At 69.7% G+C, this 19226-nt stretch carries 21 protein-coding genes and 1 pseudogene; 8 read left to right on the forward strand and 14 right to left on the reverse strand.

The features are described from left to right. Positions 1–249 precede the first annotated feature (249 nt). The 3 genes from ACG83_RS46820 (at position 250) to ACG83_RS21175 (ending at position 2771) form a co-directional block, all read left to right on the forward strand. Complete coding sequence (locus tag ACG83_RS46820; RefSeq protein WP_054568012.1) at positions 250–1149, forward strand: helix-turn-helix domain-containing protein; 900 nt, start codon at positions 250–252, stop codon at positions 1147–1149. A 41-nt stretch (positions 1150–1190) separates the two neighbouring features. Then, positions 1191–1658, forward strand: a complete 468-nt coding sequence (locus ACG83_RS21170; RefSeq protein WP_054568013.1) for a hypothetical protein — start codon at positions 1191–1193, stop codon at positions 1656–1658. 192 nt (positions 1659–1850) lie between these two features. Next, on the forward strand, positions 1851–2771 hold the full coding sequence (locus tag ACG83_RS21175) for an aldo/keto reductase (protein ID WP_235498068.1): 921 nt from the start codon (positions 1851–1853) through the stop codon (positions 2769–2771). A 134-nt stretch (positions 2772–2905) separates the two neighbouring features. On the opposite strand, the gene ACG83_RS21180 is transcribed toward ACG83_RS21175, so the two are convergent. After that, positions 2906–3403, reverse strand: coding sequence for a DUF1269 domain-containing protein (locus tag ACG83_RS21180; protein WP_063793164.1), 498 nt, complete (start codon positions 3401–3403; stop codon positions 2906–2908). A 63-nt stretch (positions 3404–3466) separates the two neighbouring features. Between ACG83_RS21180 and ACG83_RS21185 the strand changes: the two genes are divergently transcribed. Further along, positions 3467–3991: an O-acetyl-ADP-ribose deacetylase gene (locus tag ACG83_RS21185; RefSeq protein ID WP_054568015.1), complete on the forward strand. Its 525-nt coding sequence runs from the start codon at positions 3467–3469 to the stop codon at positions 3989–3991. A 132-nt stretch (positions 3992–4123) separates the two neighbouring features. Here the strand turns inward: ACG83_RS21185 and ACG83_RS21190 are convergent. Continuing rightward, positions 4124–4939 (reverse strand): annotated as a pseudogene (locus ACG83_RS21190) (class I SAM-dependent methyltransferase); the annotation flags it as partial. Positions 4940–5127: 188 nt separating this feature from the next. On the opposite strand from ACG83_RS21190, the gene mshA reads away from it, so the two are divergent. Both mshA and ACG83_RS21200 read left to right on the forward strand, forming a co-directional pair. Beyond that, positions 5128–6459, forward strand: coding sequence for a D-inositol-3-phosphate glycosyltransferase (gene mshA / locus ACG83_RS21195; protein WP_054568016.1), 1332 nt, complete (start codon positions 5128–5130; stop codon positions 6457–6459). Positions 6460–6463: 4 nt separating this feature from the next. Further along, positions 6464–6958: a YbjN domain-containing protein gene (locus ACG83_RS21200; protein ID WP_054568017.1), complete on the forward strand. Its 495-nt coding sequence runs from the start codon at positions 6464–6466 to the stop codon at positions 6956–6958. Positions 6959–7081: 123 nt separating this feature from the next. Here ACG83_RS21200 and ACG83_RS21205 read toward each other — a convergent pair whose 3' ends face one another. The 3 genes from ACG83_RS21205 to ACG83_RS21215 form a co-directional block, all read right to left on the reverse strand. Beyond that, positions 7082–7840, reverse strand: coding sequence for a nucleotidyltransferase domain-containing protein (locus ACG83_RS21205; protein WP_161934781.1), 759 nt, complete (start codon positions 7838–7840; stop codon positions 7082–7084). Between the two features lie 111 nt (positions 7841–7951). Then, positions 7952–9292 (reverse strand): HNH endonuclease signature motif containing protein, encoded by a 1341-nt coding sequence (locus ACG83_RS21210; protein WP_054568018.1) that lies wholly within the window; start codon positions 9290–9292, stop codon positions 7952–7954. Between the two features lie 600 nt (positions 9293–9892). Continuing rightward, entirely contained in the window at positions 9893–10483 is a 591-nt protein-coding gene (locus tag ACG83_RS21215; protein ID WP_054568019.1) for an FABP family protein, read from the reverse strand. 249 nt (positions 10484–10732) lie between these two features. On the opposite strand from ACG83_RS21215, the gene ACG83_RS21220 reads away from it, so the two are divergent. Both ACG83_RS21220 and ACG83_RS21225 read left to right on the forward strand, forming a co-directional pair. Beyond that, positions 10733–11095: a DsrE family protein gene (locus ACG83_RS21220; RefSeq protein WP_054568020.1), complete on the forward strand. Its 363-nt coding sequence runs from the start codon at positions 10733–10735 to the stop codon at positions 11093–11095. A gap of 167 nt (positions 11096–11262) precedes the next feature. After that, a complete protein-coding gene (locus ACG83_RS21225) occupies positions 11263–11514 on the forward strand; it encodes a hypothetical protein (RefSeq protein ID WP_054568021.1) in 252 nt (83 codons plus the stop codon). Between the two features lie 108 nt (positions 11515–11622). Here the strand turns inward: ACG83_RS21225 and shc are convergent, their stop codons facing one another. From shc to ACG83_RS21265, 9 genes are all read right to left on the reverse strand, one after another. Beyond that, positions 11623–13839 (reverse strand): squalene--hopene cyclase, encoded by a 2217-nt coding sequence (gene shc / locus ACG83_RS42600; RefSeq protein WP_152991473.1) that lies wholly within the window; start codon positions 13837–13839, stop codon positions 11623–11625. A gap of 158 nt (positions 13840–13997) precedes the next feature. Next, entirely contained in the window at positions 13998–14681 is a 684-nt protein-coding gene (locus ACG83_RS21235) for a TetR/AcrR family transcriptional regulator (RefSeq protein ID WP_054568530.1), read from the reverse strand. 366 nt (positions 14682–15047) lie between these two features. Further along, positions 15048–15347 carry a DUF1416 domain-containing protein gene (locus ACG83_RS21240; protein ID WP_006542398.1) on the reverse strand — a complete coding sequence of 100 codons (300 nt, stop codon included), beginning with the start codon at positions 15345–15347 and terminating at the stop codon, positions 15048–15050. A 2-nt stretch (positions 15348–15349) separates the two neighbouring features. Beyond that, on the reverse strand, positions 15350–16183 hold the full coding sequence (locus tag ACG83_RS21245) for a sulfurtransferase (protein WP_054568022.1): 834 nt from the start codon (positions 16181–16183) through the stop codon (positions 15350–15352). Positions 16184–16383: 200 nt separating this feature from the next. After that, the gene (locus ACG83_RS48005; RefSeq protein ID WP_369809810.1) at positions 16384–16461 is read right to left on the reverse strand and encodes a putative leader peptide; all 78 of its coding nucleotides are present in this window, start codon (positions 16459–16461) and stop codon (positions 16384–16386) included. 49 nt (positions 16462–16510) lie between these two features. Beyond that, complete coding sequence (locus ACG83_RS21250; protein WP_235498070.1) at positions 16511–16879, reverse strand: thioredoxin family protein; 369 nt, start codon at positions 16877–16879, stop codon at positions 16511–16513. Between the two features lie 64 nt (positions 16880–16943). After that, entirely contained in the window at positions 16944–17711 is a 768-nt protein-coding gene (locus ACG83_RS21255) for a DUF2993 domain-containing protein (RefSeq protein ID WP_054568023.1), read from the reverse strand. Further along, complete coding sequence (locus ACG83_RS21260; protein ID WP_152991474.1) at positions 17708–18811, reverse strand: hypothetical protein; 1104 nt, start codon at positions 18809–18811, stop codon at positions 17708–17710. The genes ACG83_RS21255 and ACG83_RS21260 overlap by 4 nt, the downstream gene beginning before the upstream one ends. A gap of 121 nt (positions 18812–18932) precedes the next feature. Next, on the reverse strand, positions 18933–19187 hold the full coding sequence (locus tag ACG83_RS21265) for a MoaD/ThiS family protein (protein WP_054568025.1): 255 nt from the start codon (positions 19185–19187) through the stop codon (positions 18933–18935). Positions 19188–19226 lie beyond the last annotated feature (39 nt).

Raw genomic sequence — 19226 nt, forward strand, 5'->3', positions numbered from 1 at the left:
AAGAGTGGAGGGTTTTCGTCGTTCCGACGACCAGAATCCTCCACTCTTCGTAATTTCCAGGTCACCCTTTGCCCCTTTTGTCCGATCCATCCACCCGAGCGAGACCGCCTGAGCCGGCCACGTCCGCGTCTCGCCGCCGACGACACCACTCCGAACGCGGCGGTTGTGCTAACTGTCCGCTTGCCAGAGCTAGCATGCGGCCGTATGGTCCGGGGTGTCAGGGCGTAGTTGCGGAGGTGGGTGACTGCCGTGGCGGCAATCCACGTGAAGGATGTCGGCGACTTCATCCGCGAGCAGCGGCGCGGAGCGCAGATCTCGTTGCGTCAGCTCGCCCGGCAGGCCGGCGTGAGCAATCCCTACCTGAGCCAGATCGAGCGCGGCCTGCGCCGGCCGTCGGCCGAGATCCTCCAGCAGATCGCGAAGGCGCTGCGGATCTCCGCCGAGGTTCTGTACGTGCAGGCCGGGATTCTGGAGGAACGGGAGGGCGGCGAGGACCTGATCGCCGCCGTGCACGCCGACGACACGCTGACCGAGCGGCAGAAGCAGGTCATCGTCGACATCTACGACGCGTTCCGCCGGGAGAACGCGCTCACCGGGGCGTCCTCGGTCGCGAAGCCGGCCGAGACCCCGCTGCCCACGGCCAGCGGCCTGAAGCCAGAAGCGCCGGCCGCTCCGGAAGCACCGGCTGCACCCGCACCGGCTGCTCCAGAAGCACCGGCCGTGGAAACCGGTGCGGAGGCCGTCTCGCCCAGGGCCGGCAAGGTGCGGAGGACCCGGAAGGCCGGAACCACCCCGCCGAAACCATCCGGTACGTCCGCTCCGGACGGCTCTGGCAGCTCTGACGGATCTGACAGCACTGACGGATCTGGCAGCACTGACGGCGAGGGATCCGGCGCCGCCAGGCCGGCCGGGCGCAGGTCGGCGTCGGCCGGCACCCGACGCACCACCGGCGCCGCCCGTTCGGCCTCGAAGGCGGGGGCCGGGAGCAAGACGCCGCGTAGCAGCGGTACGAAGCGCACGTCGGCCACCGCCGCCAGTGGTTCCAACGCCAGTGGTTCCAACGCCGCTGGTTCCAAGACGGCGGCCGCGGAGGCCGGCGGCGAACCCACCCCGGCATCGGCGCCACCGCAGGACGACAGCACCACCTGACCCAACAACATCACAATCAGCGGAGATCGCTAGGAGATCACATGGCCACCACCCGAACCAGCGCAAAGGCGAAGAGCGAAGTTCCGGCGCCCAGCTCCGACGTCCGCAAGCCGCTCTACGCCTCCGTCGGCGCCGCGGATGCCGCGGTCGAGAAGCTCCTGACGCTTCCCGCGGCCTACGGCACGGAGGTTCGCCGGATCTCGGACCGGGTGAGCCAGATTCCCGCCCAGGCGGTCCGGGTACCCGTCCAGGTCAGCTCGGCCGTCCTGGCGCTGCCGATCACGGTCGGCTCCCAGATCTCCGACCTGCAGGGCCGGGCGACCGAGCTCTACAACTCGTTCGCCAGCCGCGGCGAGAAGCGCGTCGCAGGCATCCGCCGCAGCCCCTCGACCGAGGAGGCCGTCAAGCGCACGCGGACGGCAGCCAGCCAGACCCGGGCCGCTCGCACCTCGACGCGCCGCGCGGCCAGCGCGACCGGACGCGCCATCAGCGACGCGGTCACCCAGTAGCAGCGGTCACCCGGTAGCAGCGCTCACGGTCATCCGAAAGCAGCACAGCCACACAAGAAGGACCACCAGTACACAACACGGCCAACCCGCCGACTCCGCGCACCACGAACCAGGCACCCTGAGTGCCACCGGTTCGTGGTGCGCGTGTTGTATCGGGGCATGCGCTATCGTCCCCTGGGTTCTTCGGGCCTGATGGTCTCCGTCGTTGGGCTTGGCTGCAACAACTTCGGCTCGCGAGTGGACCTCTCCGGTACCCGCGCCGTCGTCGACGCCGCACTGGATGCGGGCGTCAACTTCTTCGACACCGCCGACACCTACGGGAACAAGGGCGGCTCCGAAACACTGCTGGGGCACGTGCTGCGTGGGCGGCGCGACGATGTCGTCCTCGCCACCAAGGTCGGCAAGGACATGGGCGGCATGTACGGCCAGGACTTCAACGCGCGGGCGTCGCGCCGCTACATCCGCAAGGCCGTCGAGGGTTCGCTCAGCCGGTTGCAGACCGACTACATCGACCTCTACCAGCTCCACTCCCTCGACCCGTTCACCCCGATCGAGGAGACCCTGGAGGCTCTCGGCGAGCTCGTCCAGGAGGGCAAGGTCCGCTACGTGGGCTCCTGCAACCTCGACGCCTGGCAGGTGGCGGACGCGGAGTGGACCGCCCGCGCGTCCGGAACAACCCGCTTCATCTCGGCACAGAACCACTACAACCTGCTCACCCGGGAGCCCGAGGCCGAGCTCGTGCCCGCCACCCTCAAGTACGGCATCGGTGTCATCCCCTACTTCCCGCTCGCGAACGGCGTGCTGAGCGGCAAGTACCGGCGTGACGAGATGCCACCGCCCGGCACCCGCCTGTCGGGACGTCAGGACGAGCTCACCGACGAGCTGTTCGACCGTGTCGAGGTGCTGGAGGCCTTCGCGCGGGAACGGGACCGCTCCCTGCTCGACGTCGCGATCGGCGGACTCGCCGCCCAGCCCGGGGTGGCCTCCGTGATCGCCGGTGCGACGACCGCCGAGCAGATCCGGGCCAACGCCGCCGCCGGCCAGTGGCAGCCGCGCCCGGACGATCTCAGCGTGCTCGACAAGATCGCCCCGACCCGACGTCCGGTGTCCTGACCCCCACGTCCTGAGCAGATGCGCTGAGCCGACGTTCTGCGCCCAGGTTGGCCCCGGGGCCGCTCCCCGGGGCCATAAAGGCCAGCACAGCCAGCGCCGTCAGCACAGCCAGCGCCGTCAGCACAGCCAGCGCCTCAGCGTGCGGTCGGCTCGCCCCGCAGGGCGCGGATCAGGGCGCCCTCACGTTCCGGGGACAACGACGTCCTGATCACCATCGGCCGGTACTCGCGCAGCGCGTCGACCACCGCCGGATGGGACCGCCGGACGAGCAGGAAAACCGCGGCACGACCTGGCTGGAGGCAGCCGACGACCCGGCGGACCATGGCGCCGTCGATCGGCTCGGTCACCAGCAGCCGCCCCGCGATCGCACCGCACCCGGCGCCTACCAGCAGGCCGGCCATCGGCGCGAGGAAGAGCGCGCCGACCGCGCTCCCGCACGCCGCGCCGCTCAGCGCCGCCGACCGGGTCCGGTGCGTCAGGTGCCTCACCTGCACCGTGCCGTCGTCGTCACGCCAGGCCAGGGCCTCGTCCGCCAGGTTGATGGTGCCCGCCCGGGACATTCGCTGACACCGGGCCCAGGCCTCCTCCGCCTGCTGCCTGCTGTCGAACTCGAGCACGACCAGTTCCGCCACCGACCCATCGCATCGCAGGCCATTGACATCTGGCAAACCGAGGGAGTCGGTTAGAGTGTCCGTATGGTCACGGTGAGCCTGCTCCAGGGTGACATCACCAGCCAGTCCGTCGATGCGATTGTGAACGCCGCGAACTCGTCGCTACTCGGTGGTGGTGGGGTCGATGGGGCCATCCACCGGGCTGGCGGGCCCGAGATCCTCGCGGCCTGCCGGCGGCTCCGGGCCGGCGCGCTGCCCGACGGGCTGCCCACCGGCGGCGCAGTCGCCACCACGGCCGGCCGGCTGGCGGCCCGCCACGTCATCCACGTCGTCGGCCCCGTGCACGCACCCGGGCAGGACCGTTCCCATCTGCTCCGTTCCTGCTACACGCAGGCCCTCGCAGTGGCGGACGAGATCGGCGCACGCACCGTCGCCCTGCCCGCCGTCAGCGCCGGCGCATACGGCTGGCCGGCCCGCGATGCCGCCGACATCGCGCTAACCACCGTGCTCACGGCTCCCACCTCCGTCAAGGAGGCCAGGTTCGTCCTGTTCGACGAGACAATGCTCCGTATCTTCACCGAGGCTCTCGGCGCTCTCCAGCCACGATGAGCCCACGCCGGACGGCGGCAACCCCTCGGGGCCCGGCGGCGTAGGCCCGGCGTCCAGCCGCGTGCGCCCGGCATCCAGCGGCATAGGCCCGAGGCCGGCTGGCGTGGTGGTCCCAGGACCGGGCGGCGTGGTCCCGGGACCGGGCGGCCAGGCGACGGTGAGCTCACCGAGCCGCCACCGGTGCGGGCCGTCGAGGACCAGCCAGCCGTCCCGGCGCAGCAGCCCGGCGGCGGCGATCCAACGCTGTCGCGGCCCGAACGCGCCTCGCGGCGCCGAACGCTCCCAGGCCGTATCGAACGAGGTGAGCAGCGCGTGGACGTCCTCACCGGGCACATTGCGCGCGATCAGGCTCTTGGGTAGCCGCGGCGCGAGGTCGGACGGCCGGCTCAGGCTTCCCAGATGCGCCGAGAAGGTCAGGCTCCGCGGCCGGCGATCGGGCCCGAGAGCGAACCAGCAGGCCCGGCGGCCGATCTCGTCACAGGTCCCCTCGACCAGGATTCCGCCCGGCTGCAGGCGTCCCACCAGGGCGGCCCAGGCCGACTCGACCGCGCCCTCCTCGTACTGACGCAGCACGTTCATCGCCCGGATGACGACAGGCCGCAGGCCCGCCAGCTCGAATCCGCCGCGGGTGAACGTGAGCCCGGGCGGGCGGGCGGCCGGTTCGGCGGCGGCGACCCGTTCCGGCGCCAACTCCAGCCCGACAACCCGGACATCGGCCCGCACCGGGCGGAGCCGGTCGTACATCTCGACGGTGGTGACCGGCGACGATCCGAAACCGAGATCGACGACGAGCGGGTCCGCGGCACGCCGCAGCACCGACCACCCCGCCGACGCCAGCCACCGGTCGACCCGGCGCAACCGGTTCGGCGCCGTCGTGCCCCGGGTGGGCAGACCAAGCGCCCGCGCGCGGCCAGCGGCCAGGCGCGGCCGGCGCCGCGAAACTGTCACTCCGCTCACATCCCTCTCGAAACCCCGGCCGTAAATCCCTTGTTCGCACAGGGTCGGTCGGATGGCGCCCACCCGGTACGGGCACATACAGCTCATGCCGAGTGTGCCGGGCGGGCATAGGAGGGCCGCCGCCCGGGTTGAATGACGTTGGCGCAGGTCGTCCGCTTGGTCGCTAGTGGAGGTGGTTGGTGCACCTGGTCGATGGCCGTCCGCCGGACCGGCGTGACGCCGCTGCGCCGAGGACGCAGAGGACGCCGAGGTCACCGTCACGGGTGGCGATGCTCTCGATGCACACGTCGCCCCTCGAGCAGCCGGGAACCGGTGACGCGGGCGGCATGAACGTCTACATCATCGAGCTCAGCCGCCAGCTCGCCGCGCTCGGCACCGAGGTCGAGGTGTTCACCCGCGCGGTCAGCAGCAAGCTGCCGCCGACCGCCGAGATCGCCCCCGGTGTGACGGTGCGGCACATTCCCGCCGGCCCGTTCGAGGACATCGGCCGCGCCGAGCTGCCGGCCTGGTTGTGCGCGTTCACGGCGAACGTCCTACGCACCGAGGCCGGGCAGGACGCCGGCTGGTTCGACCTGGTCCACTCCCACTACTGGCTGTCCGGCCAGGTCGGCCTCTCCGCCGCCCGGCGGTGGGGCGTGCCGCTGGTCCACACCTCCCACACCCTGGCGAAGGTCAAGAACGCCTCGCTCGCGGACGGCGATCGACCGGAGCCGGAGCTGCGCCTGCATGGCGAGCAGGAGGTGATCTCGGGCGCAAGCCGCCTCATCGCCTCGACGGAAACCGAGCGCCGTCACCTCATCGACCTCTACGGGGCCCCGCCTGACACAGTGGACGTGGTCGCCCCCGGCGTCGACCTGGATGTCTTCCGGCCCGCCGGCGACGGCGACGAACGGGCCGCGCGAGCCCGGCTCGGCTTCGACCCCGACACGCAGCTCCTCCTCTTCGTCGGACGTATCCAGCCGCTCAAGGCTCCGGACGTCCTGCTCGCCGCCGCCGCCGAGCTCATCCGCCGGGACCCGGAACGACGCAGCCAGCTCGCCGTGGTCGTGGTCGGTGGCCCCAGCGGCTCCGGGCTCGAACGCCCCGACGCCTTGGTGAAGCTTGCCGCGGAGCTCGGCATCACCGACATCGTCCATTTCCAGCCACCTGTACCGCACGATCAGCTCGCCTCCTGGTATCGCGCGGCCACGGCCGTGGTCGTGCCCAGCCACAGCGAGAGCTTCGGTCTGGTCGCCGTCGAGGCACAGGCCTGCGGCACCCCGGTGGTCGCCGCATCCGTCGGCGGCCTGCGCACCGCCGTCGACCACGGGACGTCCGGGGTCCTCATCCGTGGCTGGGAGCCGGCGGACTACGCCACCGCGCTGGAACGCATCCTCACCGAGGAGCGGTGGCGACGGCATCTCGCCGCGGGCGCCCGGGCCCGCGCCGCGGGCTTCGGCTGGACCGCGACCGCACGCGGTGTCCTGCGCAGCTACCAGGCCGCCATCGCGCCGAGCGCCGTGGCAGTCTGACGACATGACGCCCTCCATCGACGTCGCCGAGCGCGAACGCCTCGACAAGCTGATCAAAGCCGGGCTGGACGACCTCGGTGTCGCCTACGAACACTCCGACACCGGCGCCTTCCTGGTGACGTTGGAGGGCGAACACAAGCTGCGCACGATGACGTGGCTGGTGGTGCAGGACCACACGTTGCTCGTGGAGGCCTTCTTCATGCGCGCTCCGGCGGAGAACGCCGCCGGTACCTACGGCTTTCTGCTGAGCCGGAACTCCCGCACCTACGGAGTGCACTTCTCGATCGACAACATGGGCGACATCTTCCTCACCGGGCAGGTCCCGCTCAGCGCGATCAGCCCCGACGAGATCGACCGGCTGCTGGGCTGCGTCGGCACCTACGCCGACGAGAACTTCGACCCGGCCATCGCCATCGGCTTCGCCGGCGCCATCCAACGCGAACGCGCCTGGCGGGCCAAGCTCGCCGCCGACAGCGGATCCGCCGCGCGCCCCGCGTAGCGCCGCCACGACCAATGGCACACCCCGGCACCCCGCACACCCACACACTTCTCGCACCCGCACACTCCCTGCACCCGCACACTCCCTGCACCCGGCCGGCCCGACAGGTTTCTGACCCTCGGCTCAACATGCCCCGATCGCCCGCTTCCCGAGGTCACACACAGCGTCGACAGCCGCTGCGAGGGTGGCGGGGGCGCGGGTGAGACCCGCGACGACGTCGTGTGTTCCGCCCATTCCCGCATGCTCCAGCAGTTGCTTCTCGTTGGTGACCCACTCCCCCCGCGCGGCGAGGACCGCGTGTGCGTATTCCGACGCGCCGACAACGAGCAGGCTCGCGCACTGGGCGGTCCGCCCGTGCGACGCGTGATGACGCCTGGCGTATGCAAGTGTCATCGCCGCACGATCGGACCATGTTCGCGAGGCCGATATCCGCAGCGCCTCGGGATACTCCGGCCTGGGCAGCGCACCACGAAGCACACGGTTGATCGCGAGCTCCCCGACGACGAGATAGCTCGGAATTCCCGCCAGATGGAACATGAGTGGCTCGATGTGGAACTCACCGCGCTCAGCGCGGGCGAGTTGCTCCTCGACGACATCGAGGTCGCGATAATGCACGTCCACGGACCGGTCGGCGACAGTCAGCCACGCGCCACCGTTGAAGACACCTCCACCCCAGCCGCCAATCTCCGACACCTCCCCCGGAAATCCAAGGCCTCGCAGCGACGCCGGATCGAATTCACCGCGATAATAGATCGCAAGATCCCAGTCACTGTCCGGCCGATGCGTCAGCTGTGCCCGCGACCCGCCGAGCACCACCGCCTCCACCCTAGGCAGCCCGAGCAGAATTTCAGCGATCCCGTCGAGAAAATGGATGTCATCCACGGCCCCATAGTAGATACACGGCCATATCGGCACAAATTATTATTGACAGGAATCCCAGGAGTCCCGCATTCCAGGGAGGAGAGGGCGACTTTCACTCCTCCGACAATGCGATCAACGTTTCATATCGGACAGGCCGTTTTCGCTCGTCGCGTCAAGCTCGACGGTGGCACATTCCCCATCGAGGTACGAATGCGGCCGCACCTCATAGCGGCGGCCGGTCGGACTCATCCAGCAGAACACCCCCGGCCGGGGCTGGACCACCCGCCACCGGCTGTGATGACGCACCCGGTGATGCCGCCTGCACAACGGCCCCAGGTTCTCCACCAGCGTCTTCCCACCCGAGGCGTAGGGCCGGGTGTGGTCGAGATCGCAGCGCCACGCCCGGCGGGTGCAGTGCGGGAAGGTGCAGCACGGGTTCCGGGCCCGCACATGACGCTTCTGCGCCGGGCTGGGATACCGCCGTTCTCCCAGCTCCACGAGGTGCCCCTGCTCGTTGGTGAGCATTCGCCGCCATGTCGAGGTCGGCCGTGACGCTATCTCCCGCGCCACCGTCGCCGGGATCGGCCCGTACCCGACCAGTTCACCCGGCTCGGCGTCCAGGCCGAGCAGGGTCCCGATCGGAACGATCACCTGCACATCCGCACCCGTCGCACCCCCCGGACCAGGCTGACCGTCCCGGCCCAGGATCAGATCCATCAACGTGTCCGCACGCACCTCGTCCCGACTCCGACCCTCTCCCCTCTCTGCCATCGTCGCGTTGGTGACCTGCTCGATCCGCGCCTGGCAGGCCAACGCCCCGTCCGCGGGCAGCAACGCCCCCAGCACGGCCATCCCGTCGTCCTCCGGCTCCACCCACACCCGCCGCTCCGGACGACGTTCGTCGGACCGTCGGGCCGCACCCTCGGGATCAATCTTGATCACCCCGTAGCGGCACGCCGCCGTGAACGCACGCCGATGCGCCCGCGGCCCCTTCCCGAGGACATGGTCCGCGACCCGGCCGGCGAGCCCGTCGTCCAACGGGGAGGTCGCACGCTCCAAGGACGTCAACCGCGGCAGATCCAACACCCCCGCCGCCAACGCCTCCAACCCGACGGGGAGACGCCGAACCACCTGATCAGCGAAATCCAGATGCCACTCCGCGGACCCGGTCGAGATCCGCATCACCCCCGCCACCTCACCCGCCACCACCGAACCGAACAGACCCAGCTCGTCATAGCCCTCCGGCGGCCGGGCAGCGGCAAGCTCCGCCTGCACCCGGATCGCCACCGCCTGCGCCGCCGCGATCCCCGCCACCGCCACCCGAAGCCGCTCCAGACACTCGCTCAGCCACCCCTCGAACACCCGATGCTCGACCGGAACCCCCACCTCCTCCTCACTGCCGGGAACCGTCGCGGCCGACGGGCCGGTCGTGCCAGTCGCGTTGATGACGATCGAGGGCGTGCGGGGAGCCATGGCACCACACCTCCGGTCCGGAAACACACACCACACGATCGAACGGGCGTTCGATCGTGTGGTGATGCTAAACCCGGAAACGACCCGCAGGACCGGGCCGGCCAAGGGAGGACACAGCGAGTTCACCGGCCGCCCAGACCGCCTTGACAGACAGACCTCCCTGCCGGCAACCTCGCATTCTCAGACCAGCTAGAAGAGCGACTCCTCACACCCATGCGACCCATATCGCACACCTTGTGGGCGCCGTCACCACATCGTGATCCCCTGTGCCCATACAGGGCACAGAACGACCGACCAGGTCAATTTAGTCAGCATTTATAGTTCGCCGGAATCGCTGCGCCTCACGGTAGCGAACTTCTCGAACTCAGCCGCCAAGGGCCGGCCTGAAAACCGGAGAGGCTGCAATTATTGTCAACAGCAAATAGCGGGCGATGCCCGCAGGAGACCACATCAAAATCTGGTGCAGCAAATCGGGCGTCGAAAAAGCCATGCCGAGCTAGATATTCACCCGATCCGCAGGCGGGAGTCATGGTCGCGCGGAATCCAAACACCCCGAGGAGGCTCAAGCCTCCGCCGGGTTACTACTTCATAACCGGTCGACTATTCCTTCACGCGGTGAAGACGAGCCGAGAGGTGGGACTGGAGTGGCTTGCCACTGGCCTCCATGTCGATCGCATACGCCAGATCGCCGCCCTCGACGAGGCCGTACAGCCGCACCGAGCGGGTGACCTCACGGGCAGTGGTGGTCCTGATCAGAACGTTCGAGTCGAGGTCCACCCTGGTTCCGGCGATGGTCCCGACGTAGATCTCGGCGATGCCGAACGGGTGGGCCAGCATTACCTCGACGACCGGGTTGCGGTTCACCTTGCCGTCGGGGCCGGGCTCGGTGGCGGGTGGCTGCACCCGCCAGAATCCCGTCTCGGTTGCCAGGGGGCTGCCCGGCTCCCGTCCGTCCCGAGGCTCGTCGGCCCACCAGGTGTGCGACACATAGCCGAGCGCGGGACGCCCGTCGGCGGCGAAGGTGATCTCCTGGCCGTAGTGGAAGGACTCCATGCCCTCATAACCCCCGACGCCCTCACCGCGCCAGGTGCCGACGAGGAACGCCAATGGCAGCAGACTCGGATGAAGCTCTGACGAGGACGAGGACGCCCCCTTGCCCGTCCGCACGTCGTCGGTCGTGTCGGTACCCATCGGCTTCCCGCTCCCCCCATGCCCTTCTGCCATCGGCGCGCTCACCTGCGCGTTCCTGCCCTGCCTGCGCGCCGGCCCGCTCAGCGCCGGCCCCCGTACAGCTTGTAGACGGCGTACCCGGAGAACCAGGCGATGAGCATCGCCATGGCCACCAGCAGACCGCTCGCGAAGTAGTGCAGCACGGAGCACAGCCTAGGCTTACCTCCTGCACGCTCCGCAGCCGTGTACCAGGCAGGGCACACTGGGCGGGTGACCCGCTCGCTTGTCATCAAGGTGACCGCCGGTGCCGACGCCCCGGAACGCTGTTCTCAGGCCTTCACCGTGGCCTCGGTGGCCGTGGCCTCCGGTGTGGATGTCTCGCTGTGGCTGACGGGCGAATCAGCCTGGTTCGCTCTTCCCGGGCGTGCCGCGGAGTTCAGCCTGCCGGAGTCTGCACCGCTCACCGACCTGCTGGACGCGGTTCTGACCGGCGGCCGGGTCACCGTCTGCACCCAGTGCGCGGCACGGCGCTCCTTCGGTCCCGAGGACGTGATTCCAGGGATCCGCATCGCCGGCGCCGCGGTGTTCGTCAGCGAGGCCCTCGCCGAAGACGTCCAGGCCCTCGTGTACTAGCCGTGTGCTGAGCCAAATGCCTGCTGAGAGGCGCACACCCGCCTCCCGCACGTGCGATGAGCACATGCGGGAGGCGGGCGACGTCTTTCTGCACGCGCAGCACAGACCACTGATGGCACACGACACGTCACGTTCACCGCGCGATTGCAATGCGCTTTCATGATCGCATGATGCCGGAGTCCGAGATGCTCTTCGCCGTGGTGCAGTTCGAGGAGGCGGGCCGACATACGGTCCGTCGGGTGGTCGCGCCGTTCCCGGATCGCAGTGCCGCGGCGACCTTCGCCACCGATAACGACCTGCGCCACTTCACCGTGGGCCCGATGGCCTTCGCGGTCCCCACCAGCATCCCGTTCGATGGTCCGCCGCGGGCTACCACGCGCCCTCGCGACCTGCCCGCCCCCCGCGACGCGCCGACCTAGCCGACACGCCGGCCCAGCCGACACGCCGAGCCAGCCCCCGACAACGCCGAGCTGGCTGACGTGCCGAGCTGACTGGCATGCCGAGCTGGTCGATGCGCCAGGCTCGGGTTAGTGGCCAGGCCGGGGCTTCGGGTCCGCGGCTGTCGGCGGGGGCGACGTCCGCAGGGAGTGGCCGTAACGGCCGAGGGCCAGAACCGGCCAGATCAGGCGATACCCGTTGTAGTTGAGGTAGAAGTCCCCCGGAAAGCCGGTGCCTGTGAACTGGTCCTCATCCCAGGTCCCGTCCGGACGCTGCTGATCGGCAAGCCAGTCCGCGGCCCGTGCGAGCGCCACCGCCACGTCGGGCCCTTGCTCTCCCGCCAGCAGCCCGAGCATCCCCCATGCCGTCTGCGACGCTGTGGACACGCCCTGGCCGTTCCACCGCGGATCGCTGTAGGAACGCAGGTCCTCACCCCACCCACCGTCGGAGTTCTGGCGGGACAGCAGCCAGGCGACGCCACCGCCGATGGCCGGATGGGTCGGCGCCAGCCCTGCGGCGGCCAGCGCAGGCAGGACGGATCCGGTGCCGTAGACATGGTTGACGCCCCATCGGCCGAACCACGAACCGTCCGGCTCCTGATGGTCCAGCAGCCAGGACACCCCACGCTGCGTCCGGGGATCATCGGTCAGCCCGGCGTCGACAAGAGCCTCGACAACGTGGGCGGTGACGTCCGCAGACGGCGGATCGGTGAGAGCGCCGAAGTCACCGAACGGAATCTTGTAGACAAGCGTGCTGGTGTTGTCCGAATCGTAGGCGCCCCATCCACCGTCACTGGACTGCAGGCCGAGCAGCCAGGTCACGGTCCGATTGGTCGCGGATTCGATCTTCTCCGGCGCGGGATGACGGACATGCCGCAGAGCGAGGAGCACCTCGGCGGTGTCGTCGGTGTCGGGATAGGTGTCGTTCTCGAACTCGAACGCCCAGCCGCCGCCGGGCAGGTCCGGGTGGTTCACCTGCCAGTCACCGCTGCGATCACGGATCTCCTGGCCGAGCAGCCAGTCGGCGGCCCGCAGCAGCGCCGGGTCGTCCGGCTCGATGCCGATGACGTCGCCCGCCTCGACGATCGCGTTCACCGCGAGCGCCGTGTCCCAGACGGGAGACTGCGAGGCCTCGATCATCCGCGCCCCGTCGGGGAGGGTGACCGAGTAGTCGTCGAGAGCTTCCAGCGCCGCTTTCAGCACCGGATGCGCAAGGTCATAGCCGAGCAGCCGTAGCGCGATGATCGAGTACACGGCCGGCGGCTGGATCCCGCCGAAGCAGCCATCGGCCTCCTGCCGCGCGATGATCCAGCGTTCCGCCGTACGCATCGCGTGCCGGCGCAGCGGGCCGATCGGGTGATGGTGATAGCGGTGCAGCCCGGCATCGACCCACCGGAAGAAGGGCTTCCAGCCGAGCGGCACCATGCCGCGCAGCCCAAGGATGCCGCGCAGTGCGGATCCGACACCCGCGCTGACACCGTGGCCAGCACCGCCGCTGCCCCCGGCACCGCCGCTGCCCCCGGCACCAACGCCGGTTCCAGCGCCGGCAGCGGCTCCAGCACCGGCGCCGGTTCCAGCGGCCACCGACGTCGCGGAACCGGAACAATCCGGATCGTCGACCGACAGCTCTTCCAGGCCGAAAGGTGCCGGACGGACCGGACGGAGCGCGAAGACGATGGTGAGGGGAACAATGGTCTGCCGAGCCCAGGATCCGAACGAGTAGATGCTCAGCGGGGCCCGGTCGGGCAGCAGCATGATCTCGGGTGGCAGCACGGGCAGATCCTCCCAACGCCACCAGCCGAAAAGAGCCATCCAGATTCTGGTGAACACCCGGGTGGCGGGAACTCCGCCGTTCTGCCGGATCCAGGACGCAGCACGTTCCATATGTGGGGCCGACAGTTCGTCACCAGCCAGCCGAAGGGCTATGTAGGACTCGACCGTGATGGACAGCTCACCCGGTCCACCGAAGTACTGCGGCCAGGAGCCGTCCGCCAGCTGACGGGAACGAATGAACTTCGCGGAGGCCGCGGTGACGGACTCCGTACGAATTCCGAGGAACTCGCGCAGCAGCAGGTCCTCGGCATCCATGGTGGTGTTGCTTTCCAGGTCGAACTTCCACCAACCGGTGCTGTCCTGCAGGGACAGCAGGTGCTGGGTGGCCCGGCGCAGCGTGCCGGCCAGCCGGTCCGCGCCGTCACGAACATCGCGAACATCGCGTTCCGCCCGGTCACGCACCGCGGCGGAAGCATCGACAACCTGCTCGGGAATATGGTGCCCGATGGCCTCGGAAACCCGGGAGACAGACATGATTAATCCTTGCGTCTTCTGGATGAACGCAATCGCGTCGCCAGCTCTGGTCCGACCTTGAAGTACTTGCTGGCGTGCCTGAAATTTCACGCTTCCACCGGCCTGCTGGGCCGGTGGAAGGTTTTCTGGTGCTGGCCGGTCGCGGCCAGCACGGCGGTTCAGGTTCTGAGGCAGATCCGATCGAGACACTTCTCCACCACGGCGAGAAGCTCCACCAGGTCCGTGCTGCCTGATCGGCACCAGGAGCGGATTGCCACCTGAATGGCACCGAGAAAGCTGACGACAATCATCTGGGCGTCCAGTTCGGTGACCGTCGAAAGGCTCGTCTGGGTTGGCACGGTGCCGGCAACCGACCCGTCGAGGCCGGCGCCACCCCCGGTTCCACCCCCGACCAGGAGCACCTCGTTGTCGACAAGCTCCATGGCGAGACGGTCACCGATGACGATCAGCCGGCTCAGCACCGCGCCGGCCAGTGGGGTGGCCTCGTCGCTGGGCAGCAGCTGATCGGCGTAACGCCGCAACGAGCCTCCGTCCGGCGACATCAGTGCCCAGGCGCTGAGGGCCGCGCATCGCAGTGCAGTCAGCGGCGGCTCGTCGGCGGGCCGGCGGCGCAGTGCCGCAACAGTCAGATCGCCCATCTCGTCCAACGGTGCGAGCGCGATCGCCTCCTTGCCGGTGAAGTACCGGAACAAGGTGCGCACCGACACGTCCGCGCCCGCGGCGATCTCCTCGAGTGTCGCGCTGTCGAAGCCCTTCTCCTGAAACAGCTCGTGCGCCACCTCGATGATCGTCTGACGGGTGCGCCGCTTCTTCCGTTCGCGCAGGCCCTCCGCCTCAGCCACCGCCCACACCCCCCTTACGCCCCTTGCTACCGCCGCCCGATGCCACACGCCCCATCCGCGACAACCTCGATCCTCCCGGATCGCGATGTCACGGACGAACATACGCCACCATCGGACAACTGTCAGCTCATGACACTTATATTTTTACCCCCGGCGACGGGACCACGGCAAGTCGACCCGGCCCCCGATCACCCACTCAGGCACCCACGCCCACACGCACACCCACGCACGCACGCACGCACGCACGAAAAAACGGCCGGGCTCCGGGGAACGTGCTCCCGGAACCCGGCCGCCGCCGAACCTGCGATCTACCGGCCCCGTGGGCCGTGGCACTTGGCCACCACCGGTCTCAGACCATCGCCGGCCTCAGACCGTGACGTCGACCTGGGTGTCGACCGGCTCACCCTGGCGGGCGACGACCTTGCGCTCGCCGGTCGCGCCCGGAACCAGGGCGCGGACCGTCCACTCGCCAGGACGCGCGAAGAATCGGAACTGGCCGGTCGCCGAAAGCGGCACCTCGGCGGTGAAGTCGCCACCGGAGTCGAGCAGGCGGGCGTAACCAGTCGAAACCGGCTCACCGCCGGAGACCACAACTCCCTGGATCACGGTTTCCTTGGCCACGTCAATTCCTTCCACCGATGGTCCACCACTGGTCGCACCGCACATGATCAGGCGCCCTTCTCGATCGGCACGCCCACGAGCGAGCCGTACTCGGTCCACGAGCCGTCGTAGTTCTTCACGTTCGCGAGACCAAGCAGCTCGTGCAGGGCGAACCAGGTGTGCGCGGAACGCTCACCGATCCGGCAGTAGGCGATTGTGTCCTTGGTCAGGTCGACCCCGACCTCGGCGTAGAGGGCCTTCAGCTCGTCGTCCGACCGGAAGGTGCCGTCCTCGTTCGCGGTCTTCGCCCACGGGACGTTCTTGGCCGTCGGGATGTGGCCGGCCCGCTGCGACTGCTCCTGCGGCAGGTGCGCCGGGGCGAGCAGGCGACCGGAGAACTCGTCGGGCGAGCGGACGTCCACCAGGTTCTTCGAGCCGATCGCGGTGATGACCTCGTCGCGGAAGGCCCGGATGTCGGTGCGCGCCTCGGAGGCGGTGTAGCTGGTCGCCGGACGCGGCGTGACGTCGGGGGTCAGCTCGCGGCCGTCGAGCTCCCACTTCTTGCGGCCGCCGTCGAGCAGACGCACGTCAGCGTGGCCGTACAGGACGAAGTACCAGTAGGCGTAGGCGGCGAACCAGTTGTTGTTGCCGCCGTACAGCACCACGGTGTCGTCGTTGGCGATGCCCTTCTCGGACAGGAGCTTCTCGAACTGCTCCTTGTTCACGAAGTCGCGGATGATCGGGTCCTGCAGCTCGGACTTCCAGTCGAGCCGGACGGCGCCGGGGATGTGCCCCTTGTCGTAGGCCGAGACGTCCTCGTCGACCTCCACGAGCACGACCTTGGGGTCGCTGGCGTGCTCTTCTGCCCAGGTCGCGTTGACCAGCGCGTTCTCGCGGCTCATGCGCGCGTTCCTTTCGCGGTTGCGGAACAGGGGACGAGACAGGTATGGCATCCGGGACCGTGCCCGGAGGTGGCGTTTGCGGCAGGCCGCGGCCCGAGGCGAAGCGGGGGACGGAGACGGAGCGGAGCAGGCGGAGGTACGAGGTCGAGGCTCGCTCGGTACGCCCAAGGAACCCGGGCGCGGACTAGGTCAACGCGCTGTCAGGAACCGCAACACAAGCAGCTGCCCACGCGGCACAGGTCGACCGCGCGGCGCTTCACAAGCAGGACGCTGCACATGGTTCGTGTCACGGTAGCAGCGAATGTCACTTCTGTGTTAACCCTTACCCTAAAGATCTACCGGGGCACCATCTGAGCCCGGCTCCCGATCTCCGGGCGCGACCTCGACCAACGACGCCAGGGTCGCGATCACCGCCGCCTTCGTCGGCGGGGCACCGGTCACCCGGCGCACCTCGGTGCCCGATCCGTCGAGGATCACCACCGTCGGGGTGCTGCGAACGCCCAGACGCCGCACCAGCTCCAGGTGGGACTCCGCGTCGATCTCCACATACCGCACGCCGGGCACGAGCGCCGCGACGTCCGCCAGCTGGCGCCGTGCGGCCCGGCAGGGCGCGCAGAATGCCGTCGAGAACTGCAGCAGCGTCGCGACCTCACCGGGCACCTGGCCGAGCGCGGCGAGCTCCGCGACCAGATCCACGGCGGGGTCCACGGGGTCCACGGGGTCCAGGGGGTCCAGGGGGTCCAGGGCGCGGCCCGCTGCGTCAGAGACCGGAGGAGCCGGCCGGCACCCCGGTCTGCGCCAGGTCGGCATCGAGCAGCACGTTCTCACCGCCCGCTGTGAACGTGAGCCGATCTGCACCCACCACCACGGACCGCAGCCCCATGTTGAAGGGCAGCCCGGTGACCGGCACCTTGACGGTGAGAAGTTCCCGCAGCGGTTCCAACAGCTGGGTCGGGATCACCGCGCCGAGACCTGCCGTGAGGTCGCGGGGAGTGAACGTGACCGAGTCGGCGGCCACGCCGATGTCGGCGATGCCCGAGACCGGGTACTGCGAGCCCAGCACCTCGACCGTCCCGCTGATCTCGAGGCCCTGCCCGGCCGGGGCGACTCTGGCGGGTGGGTTCTGCGTCGCGAGGTAGGCGTTGAGGTCGTCGAAGGTGAGGTCGACCTGTGCCTTCACCTGGTCGACCGGTACCTGCTGGACATCCTGGTTCAGGACGTCCGAGAGTGGCAGGTGGACGCCGGCCAGTTCCGCGCGGAGCCGGTCGACCCGGACGCCGTCCCGCTCATAACCGCGGATCTCGATGTTCACGTGACGGTACTTGCCCGCGGTGACCTGGGTGAGGAACGGAAAACCGCCGAGCGACACCGTCGGCCGCTCGGCGAGGTTCTGCGAGGTCTGCGCCCTGGTGGCGATCTGATCCGCGACGACCCGGGCCGCGACCCGGTCGAGCACGCCGAGAATGACCAGCGCCACGACGATCGTGACGCTGAAGGCGATCAGGCCCCGCCGCGCGGTGCGGCTCATCCGGGAAGCTGACGACCGAGGAGGTACACGACGGGCGCTGCCAACGCCAGCGGGAGCAGCACGTCGAGCAGCATCCCGGCCGCGGGGCCGAGGCGGGGTGCGGTGAGCGCCCCGCCGAATCCGGCCGACGCGACACAGGCGGCGGCCACACCGCCGGCCGCGGCGAGGACGGTGGCGGTGGCGACACCGAGGCCCGTGAACTCGCCGAAGATCACCCCTGCCGCGGTGCCCGCGGCGGCCGCGGACACCGCGCCGACGACCGCGCACACCCGCGCCCGACCGAGGCCCGGAACGGCATCCGAATCCGGGACGTCGTCCGGCTGCGGTACGACATCCGGATCCGGGACGGCGCCCAGGGCCGTGCCCGCACCGCGCGCGAAGGTGGCTGCGAGCAGTGCCGTCACCAGACGGCCGACGAGCACCGCGGCACCGGCACCGAGCAGGCCCGCGATGACCATCTCGTCGGCGGGGTGCTCGGCACCCGCCTCGGCGCGCAGCACCAGGAAGCCGGTGAGGAAGGCGGCGATGCCGACCCCGCCGAGCGCGGCGGTCATGTCGCCACTCACCCTGTCGGCAGCCCGCTGGGCACGATCAGCCGCGACGGCGCCGGCCGCTGCCATACCGGTTGTCCCGGCCGCCGGCACGCCCTCCGCCGGCACACCCACTGCCGACACACCCGGCGCCGGCGTAGCGCCGCCGCGTAGGCGGCGGGCCAGCTGGTAAAGGACCGTGACGCCGAGGGACACGCCCACGACGCCCGCGACCGTTCCGATGCCGTTGTCGTCGTAGCCGTGCGCGCCGAAGCCGTGAGCATTGTCGCCACCGAGCGGCCAGAGCACGGCGAGATCGCAGGCGAGCGCGCTGCCCGCCACCACCACCATCGTTCCCGCGGAGGCGCGCAGGGCCCCTGTCCAGGCCCAGGCCAGCGCTATCTGTGCCACGAGGAGCACACCCGCGAGCGCCCATGGGCCGGCGATCGCCGCGAACGCGGCGCCGGTGACCAGCACCGCGATGCCTGCGCCGACCGCACCCGCACCCGCGAGAGCGGTGGCGAGCCCGGCCTCACCCGGCAACGCGGCCACGCCGGCTGGCCGGACCACGTCCGAAGATCCGGACAGTCCGGACGAGCCAGGCTCGGGAACAGGCACCGCACCATGCTGCCACGGGCGAGCGAACCGGAATCCACTGCCCTGGGTGGACGTACGTGTCCTTCCGTCGTGTTCACCCCCCGGCGAACGGGGGCAGCACCTCCACCACCGACCCTTCTCGCAGGTCGACGTCCTGCGGGTCGCGTCGACCGACCGGCATCTCGTCGAGCAGGAAGGCACAGCGGGCCAACACCGTGGCGAGGGCGGCGCCGCGGCGGCGCGCGACGTCATCCAGCGCCACGGCGAGCGTCGGCGCGTCCACCTCGTCCTGCTCGACACCGGCCGCCTCGCGGGCCGCCGCCCAGTACCTGACCACGATGCGTGCCACTGCGCATCCCTCGCTTCGCCGTAATCGTCGCCGTAGTCG

It is taken from the genome of Frankia sp. R43 (assembly GCF_001306465.1).
Taxonomy (GTDB): domain Bacteria; phylum Actinomycetota; class Actinomycetes; order Frankiales; family Frankiaceae; genus Parafrankia; species Parafrankia irregularis.

Bases quoted from the DNA above. Each gene is read 5' to 3' on its own strand.
- ACG83_RS21170 (WP_054568013.1), top strand. From the start codon at position 1,191: ATGGCCACCACCCGAACCAGCGCAAAGGCGAAGAGCGAAGTTCCGGCG.
- ACG83_RS21175 (WP_235498068.1), top strand. From the start codon at position 1,851: ATGGTCTCCGTCGTTGGGCTTGGCTGCAACAACTTCGGCTCGCGAGTG.
- ACG83_RS21185 (WP_054568015.1), top strand. From the start codon at position 3,467: ATGGTCACGGTGAGCCTGCTCCAGGGTGACATCACCAGCCAGTCCGTC.
- ACG83_RS21200 (WP_054568017.1), top strand. From the start codon at position 6,464: ATGACGCCCTCCATCGACGTCGCCGAGCGCGAACGCCTCGACAAGCTG.
- ACG83_RS21210 (WP_054568018.1), bottom strand. From the start codon at position 9,292: ATGGCTCCCCGCACGCCCTCGATCGTCATCAACGCGACTGGCACGACC.
- ACG83_RS21215 (WP_054568019.1), bottom strand. From the start codon at position 10,483: ATGGGTACCGACACGACCGACGACGTGCGGACGGGCAAGGGGGCGTCC.
- ACG83_RS21225 (WP_054568021.1), top strand. From the start codon at position 11,263: ATGATGCCGGAGTCCGAGATGCTCTTCGCCGTGGTGCAGTTCGAGGAG.
- shc (WP_152991473.1), bottom strand. From the start codon at position 13,839: ATGTCTGTCTCCCGGGTTTCCGAGGCCATCGGGCACCATATTCCCGAG.
- ACG83_RS21240 (WP_006542398.1), bottom strand. From the start codon at position 15,347: ATGTGCGGTGCGACCAGTGGTGGACCATCGGTGGAAGGAATTGACGTG.
- ACG83_RS21245 (WP_054568022.1), bottom strand. From the start codon at position 16,183: ATGAGCCGCGAGAACGCGCTGGTCAACGCGACCTGGGCAGAAGAGCAC.
- ACG83_RS48005 (WP_369809810.1), bottom strand. From the start codon at position 16,461: ATGTGCAGCGTCCTGCTTGTGAAGCGCCGCGCGGTCGACCTGTGCCGC.
- ACG83_RS21255 (WP_054568023.1), bottom strand. From the start codon at position 17,711: ATGAGCCGCACCGCGCGGCGGGGCCTGATCGCCTTCAGCGTCACGATC.